The organism is Alexandriicola marinus (genome assembly GCF_004000435.1).
Lineage (GTDB): Bacteria > Pseudomonadota > Alphaproteobacteria > Rhodobacterales > Rhodobacteraceae > Alexandriicola > Alexandriicola marinus.
In genome coordinates this window covers 1-5876 of the sequence record NZ_RBVZ01000040.1, presented here as the reverse complement: position 1 = coordinate 5876, position 5876 = coordinate 1, and the positions used below count along the sequence as shown (strand labels likewise).

At 61.6% G+C, this 5876-nt stretch carries 3 protein-coding genes and 3 pseudogenes; 1 reads left to right on the top strand and 5 read right to left on the bottom strand.

All coding sequences use genetic code 11. The features are described 5' to 3' along the window. The coding region (locus EP376_RS22445; protein ID WP_164745057.1) for an IS110 family RNA-guided transposase at positions 1–725 on the bottom strand (725 nt) is incomplete at its 3' end. Then, the gene (locus EP376_RS22440) at positions 700–1227 is read right to left on the bottom strand and encodes a metallophosphoesterase family protein (protein ID WP_238928958.1); all 528 of its coding nucleotides are present in this window, start codon (positions 1225–1227) and stop codon (positions 700–702) included. The genes EP376_RS22445 and EP376_RS22440, both read right to left, overlap by 26 nt. Before the next feature lie 77 nt (positions 1228–1304). Here EP376_RS22440 and EP376_RS22435 point away from each other — a divergent pair, with 77 nt between their 5' ends. Then, entirely contained in the window at positions 1305–2099 is a 795-nt protein-coding gene (locus EP376_RS22435) for a BrxR family transcriptional regulator (protein ID WP_127657700.1), read from the top strand. A 4-nt stretch (positions 2100–2103) separates the two neighbouring features. Here the strand turns inward: EP376_RS22435 and EP376_RS22430 are convergent. From EP376_RS22430 to EP376_RS22420, 3 pseudogenes are all read right to left on the bottom strand, one after another. After that, positions 2104–3831, bottom strand: a pseudogene (locus EP376_RS22430) (type IV secretory system conjugative DNA transfer family protein); the annotation flags it as partial. 1 nt (position 3832) lies between these two features. After that, positions 3833–5683 (bottom strand): annotated as a pseudogene (locus EP376_RS23600) (relaxase/mobilization nuclease domain-containing protein); the annotation flags it as partial. Next, positions 5670–5876: pseudogene (locus EP376_RS22420) on the bottom strand (transposase); the annotation flags it as partial. The pseudogenes EP376_RS22420 and EP376_RS23600, both read right to left, overlap by 14 nt.

Sequence of the window (5876 nt, the reverse complement as noted above, 5' to 3'; positions counted from 1 at the left end):
CGGACCACCCGATGGGGGCAGGCCACCGGGATAGTCGCGGCAAAGGCCGTTGCGGTAATCGGCCCGATCCCCGGTATGGTCGCAAGCAAGCGACAGATCGGATTAGTTTTGTGGATCTCCGCTAACCGGATGTCCATCCCATCGATCTGCTGATTCAGCGCATCCAGTTGCCCGACGAGAGCATCCAAAGCGAAGCAGGCATCCTCCGGTAGATCCTCTCGTATCTCGTCCAGCTTTGCGACGAGGGCATCGACCCGGTGCCTACCCTGTGGGACGACAACTCCATATTCGGCCAAATGCGCCCGGAATGCACAAGCTGCCATCGTTCTCTGTCGGACCAGAAGCCCTCGGGCTCTGTGCAGCATCAGGAATGCCTGATCTTCGCGCGATTTGATTGGGACAAAGCGCATGTTGGGGCGGGTCACCGCTTCACAAATGGCGGCCGCATCAGTGGCGTCGTTCTTCGCTCCCCGCCGCACGAAGGGTTTTACGTAACTTGGAGGAATGAGGCGCACGTCATGGCCGAGCCTTTGCAACTGACGGGCCCAGTTGTGGGCAGTCGCACACGCCTCGATACCTATCAGACAAGAGGGCAACGACTCGAAGAAAGGTAGAAGCTCACGACGCGTAAGCCGCTTGCTTTCGAGTGTTCTGCCGGACGCGTCGGCGACATGGACGTGAAACACGTTCTTGGCCAGATCAAGGCCCACGGTGGCTGGGTTCATGCGAATGCTCCTTCTGCAAAGTAGGACCAGTATACGGTCCCTTCTCAGGAGCGGGGCCGTCTTCCCCATCAACGGCGAAGCATTCGCGGGCGGCATACTCATAAGCGAAGGGCAACCCTGTGAACGCCACCGGTCCGTGTGCATCACTGAGGACCAGAGGTTTCTCGTCCGCACTGATTGCACCACGTATTAAAGCGCGTCGTGTGTCTGTCATAATCGCCATGGATGCGATTCGATCACCAGAGTCGTGATTGCCGGCGATTATCACTACGGCCGCGTCGGTCTCCGAGGCGACGCGCGCCAAGAACCCATTAAACTGCCGCACAGCAGACGTTGGCGGGGCAGCCCGGTCAAAAATATCTCCTGCAATCACAAGAACATCGACGCCGCGGGAGGTGATCGCCAAAACGATCTGGTCGAGAATTGCTGCATGATCAGCATCGAGAGGAATCCCGTTGAACTGACGTCCGAGATGGAGGTCGGCAGTGTGAAGAATCCTCATGACAATAGTCCATATATTTTTTATTCGTATAATTTCTAGATGGACATGTAGGCGAGAGTCAAGGTAGGGATGCGCACATGAAGCTCGACGACCTCAAACATGCGCAGAGAGAGCGCTTGATCTTTCTGGACCGCTGCCTGACCTGGCGGGGCATGGCAAACCGCAAGGACCTGATCGACCGCTTCGGCATTTCGACAGCGCAGGCAGCGCTGGACTTCCGTGTCTATCTCGGTCTCGAGCACAGTACACCGCCAACCTATGATCCAGTTCGAAAGACATACATAGCTGCGAGTGAGCACGAGTCTTTAGCACCTTCCGGCCTGACCGAAGCCTTCGCTATCCTGACGAGCTGTGATGAAAGCACGCCATCTTCCGCGCTGCCACGACCGGAACGCAAGGCAGATCGGAGGACCATCGCGCTGCTTCACCAGGCAATCCGATTGGGGAAAACCATCCACATACGATACACATCAATGTCGTCCGGTGCCGACGAAGGGCAGTGGATCGCACCGACCCGCTTCACGTCTGACGGTGAAAGCGTGCACGTGCGTGCCCACAGCTTCAAGCACAGTGAATATCGGAACTACCTCCCGATCCGTATCGATCCTGACAGCTCTTTCGAGGAGAAAATCATAGACAAGCCTCTGCCGGAGGATGTGGATTGGAACACTCGGGCAATCATCTGGCTGCGACCAAAGACAGGACTTTCAGAAGAGCAAGCAAAGGTGGTCAGACGTGAATTCGGCTTTGAAGGCGAATGGCTTCGTGTCGAAACCAGAAAAGCTCTGGAATTCTTTTTTGATCGTCGATGGGGGTTGGATACCGTAGGCGCACGGCTTGAGCGCGCGAAAACAAACTACGAACCCATATGAATAACTAAATCCCTTCTCGTACGCCGTTCTTGCTCCGCTCCATAGTCGCCTCCAACATATCGAGACCATCGACAGCAGAGCGCATCTGCGCCTCACCCACCGCGCTCGCTGCCTCGGCATCCGTGACTGGACCCCCAAAATCCAACTCCATCTGTCGTTGTTCCTCTGCGACAACGGCTTGAACGACAGGCGCAGTCTTCTTTGGGGCGACATGGGTTTGCTCTGACGATTGGCCATCAGCAGCCTGGCGTCCGGCCACCACATCGGTTTCAGTTCCACGGGGCCCGTCCGGTGGCGGCGTCATCGGCATGGCGCGCATACTCAGCGGCAGATCGCCCTGCGGTCCACCTCCCCCCAGCTCCGGAAACGGCAATTCGCCCGTCTGCGCTGCATGGATTGCCTTGAACAGCCGGTCGTCGAAATACTGAATCCGTTTTGCGCGGACCGGCATTTGCGCATCGATGACCATGACGATCTCGTCGAGTGGCAGGCGGCGGGCCTCATCCTCAGGGAGCAGAGAGCTCTCTTCGGTTCGCGTGGATTGGCTTCGGCCCTCGAAGGGATTCTTGCCGATAGACTGCGAGCGCGTGACGACGGTCTTCGTGGTCTTGCCGACGGCTTTGCTCAGCTCCTCGACTGTCTTTTCATCGGAGGGCGTCAGGTAGAGCTTCACGCCCGCGTTGCCCTGCAGAGCGCGGCGGGTGTTCTCGCCGTAGATTTCATCGAGGGCGGGGATGGTTTGGGTGACCACGGCCAGATGACCACGATAGGTCCGCAGGGTCTCGATGCTCTCGACCACGATGGGCATCTTGCCGAGGCGATTGAACTCATCGAGCATGATCATCACAGGCCAGGGCTCGTCTGGCCCGGGATCCTTTTCCTGCATGGCCGAGAGAAGGTCGGAGAAGAAGAGCCGGATCAGCGGCGCGAGGGGTTTCACCATCAGGGGCTGGACGACGAGGTAAACCGAAAAGGGCTTCTTGCGGATCGTGCGGAAATCAAAGTCCGAGACTGCCGTCGCTTCATCGATGGCCGGGTTCTGCCATTGATCGAGCCCCGAGGTCATCAGGAGCGAGACGTAAGAGGTCAGCGTATCGTTGTTGGTCGAGGCCAGCCGGGTGAAGATCAGCTTGGCGGCCCTGTTATCCACCTCATGGCCGCGCGCGAAATACTCCTTCTGCTTGTTCCCGCCCGAGGCGGCGATGCGGTAGATCTCGCCCAAGGTGGGGCGCTTGCGCTGGAAGGCCAAGAGCCCTGCCGCCACGAAGAGATCGATCCCGCCCTTGAGGAGGCCCTGCACCCGGTCATTGTCGCTTTGCAGGAAGAGCGTCGCCAGGAGCTGCAGTTCCATCTGCTGGCGGGCAGGATCTTTCAGTTGATAGATGCGCAGGAGCGGGTTGTAGCGATGCGTGCGCTTGCCCTCCCAATCGGTGGGGGCAAAGCGATAGACCTTGTCGCCTTGGGCGGCGCGGTGCCGTGCCGTGGCCTCGAAACACTCCCCCTTGACATCGAGCGTCACGACGGACCCCTGCCAGGTCAGCAGGTTCGGGATCACGAACCCCGAAGTCTTGCCGCGGCCGGTCGGCGCCACGATCAGTGCATGGGGGAAGACCTTGGAGCAGATGTATTGCGCGCGTGACCCCGGCGGCCCCAGCTTGCCGAGGATGAACCCGGTCCCCGGCGCCCCGAAAAACCCGTTGGCCTTCATATCGCGCGCGCTCTGCCAATGGGTCGACGGAGGCGTAGGTGGCGCCAAGTCCGCGGGCGAGGTGATCGGGCATGTCGGGATAGCGGCTGCGGAATTCATCCGCTACGGCCTCCGCGATCTGGGTTCGGGAGCCGCGCGTCGCCATGATCGCGTCCACCTCCTTCGTGATGGCCGCGGCGCGCAGATCATCCGTGATCTCTTCCCGGTAGGGCTGCGTCCGGTCGATCACATCCCCGGGCTTGGCCAACAATTCGGGATGCTGCGCGAGATATTCCCGCTGCTCGAGCTCAATCCGGCGTTCCGCCCGATTTGTGACCTCCCAGTCCCGCGCGTCGACCTGATCGTAGCTGAGACCCTCGGACCGCATCTCGGTCCGGACAGTCGCCTCCATCCTGCGGAGGGCCTCGGCATCATAGTGGAACCGCTCCAGGGGGGTTTCGTCTTCCATGACACCGTCCTTCACGAGCACGCCTTCGCGTTCCAGCAGGGTCCCGAGCTTCACATGCGCGTCGTTCAGGATGTCCCGTGCGGTCTCGAGATCGGCGCGGCGCTCGAGGTTGAGGTCCCGCGCCTCGGCCACCTTGGAGAGATCGGCAGCGATCCATTGATGCTCCAGCGCCGCGTTCGGGGCGCCCGCCTGGATACGCGCTACGACCTCGGAGGTGCTGATCCCGGTCCCGCGCAGGGCAGTGTCGATCTGCGATCGCACGCGCGGCTCGGCGAGGCGTTCGAGCTGGCCCTTCCGGATATTGGCCTCCGAATAGACCCCGCCCTCCGAGGGCGGTTCGATCAGCGAATTCGAGCGCAGCCCGAGCGGTTGCATGTGCTGGACCTGCCTCTGGATCGCGTTGAGGTTTTTCTCGAAGGCGGGCCGGTCCGCATCGGGTTTCTCGGCGATCATGCGCTGAACCCGCCCGAGCTTCTCGGCATAGAGGCTTCTCAGGTCCTCGAACGACTGGTCTTCGGCCATGTAGATGTCTCCTGCTCGCTCCACCTGGCCGCCCCGGGCCAGCACTTCGCCCGCGCGGAAGAGCGCGTCGGCGATGTCTTCGCGGGCCTCGCGGGAGGCCTCCACCGCAAGCGCGTGGTAGATGGTCCTGGTATTGGCGATCTCGGCCAGCGTCCGCGTCAGGTCCTCCCCCACGCGGTCGCGCTCGCGCGGCGCGCGGCCCTCGTCCTTGGCCGCGTAGACCTCGCTGGTCCGGGCTGGGTAATGCACAACCCCGCGATCCACCCGGCGCGTGGCCTCCAGGCGCACGCCATACTTTTCGGCCTCCTCGACCATGGCGAGGCGGAAGTCGTCATAGTTGAAGCGATGGTTGCGCCCGAGGAAGAAGAACTCGCCTTCCTGCGAGCCGCGGTTCAGCACCAGATGCGCATGGGGATGATCGCGGTCCTCATGCACCGCGATGATGTAGTCGAAATGCCCCGCGTCGGTCTGGAAGAACCGCTCGGCCACATCCGTCGCGATGTCGCGCACATCCTCCCCGCGCGTGCCGATGGGGAACGACATGAGCATATGGGTCGTCTGGCCGAGCTTGGGCTTGAAGCCCGCGTCCCACCGCTTGGCAAAGCGCTCCGTCAGGTCCTTGATGTCACCCGCCTCGAGCTTCGTCTTGCCATCCAGGAACCCGCTACTGTCCACGATATGGGTGGACTTGGTGGTGAGGTAATCGAGCTGGTTTGCGAGCTGTGATCTGGTATGCGTACCCCCGCCCCGGATCGCCTTGAAGACCGCTGGCCGATGCCCCGCAGCCGCGCGCACAAGCTGGCTCTGCTTGGCCACGTGCAGCCCTTGCATCGAGCCCCGGACGCGGCTCCAGCCATCCCGAAAGACCTCGCCCGTGACGGCATGGACGGCATCATTCAGCCGCATGGGCAAACTCCCTCAGCGCGGCCGTAGCCTCGAGCTGCATCGCGTCTCGACGGCGCCGCAGGAGCAGGTCGATCTCGTCAGCGGAATCCAGAATGAACCGCGCCAGACCGCGCATCTGCGCAAGGCGTAGTTCGGTGAACTCGGCACGCGTGCCACCATCAGCCCCCTGCCCCTGCCGGTTGGCCCGCGTCAT

Coding starts and splice junctions, on each gene's coding strand:
- EP376_RS22440 (WP_238928958.1), bottom strand. CDS start 1,227: ATGAGGATTCTTCACACTGCCGACCTCCATCTCGGACGTCAGTTCAAC.
- EP376_RS22435 (WP_127657700.1), top strand. CDS start 1,305: ATGAAGCTCGACGACCTCAAACATGCGCAGAGAGAGCGCTTGATCTTT.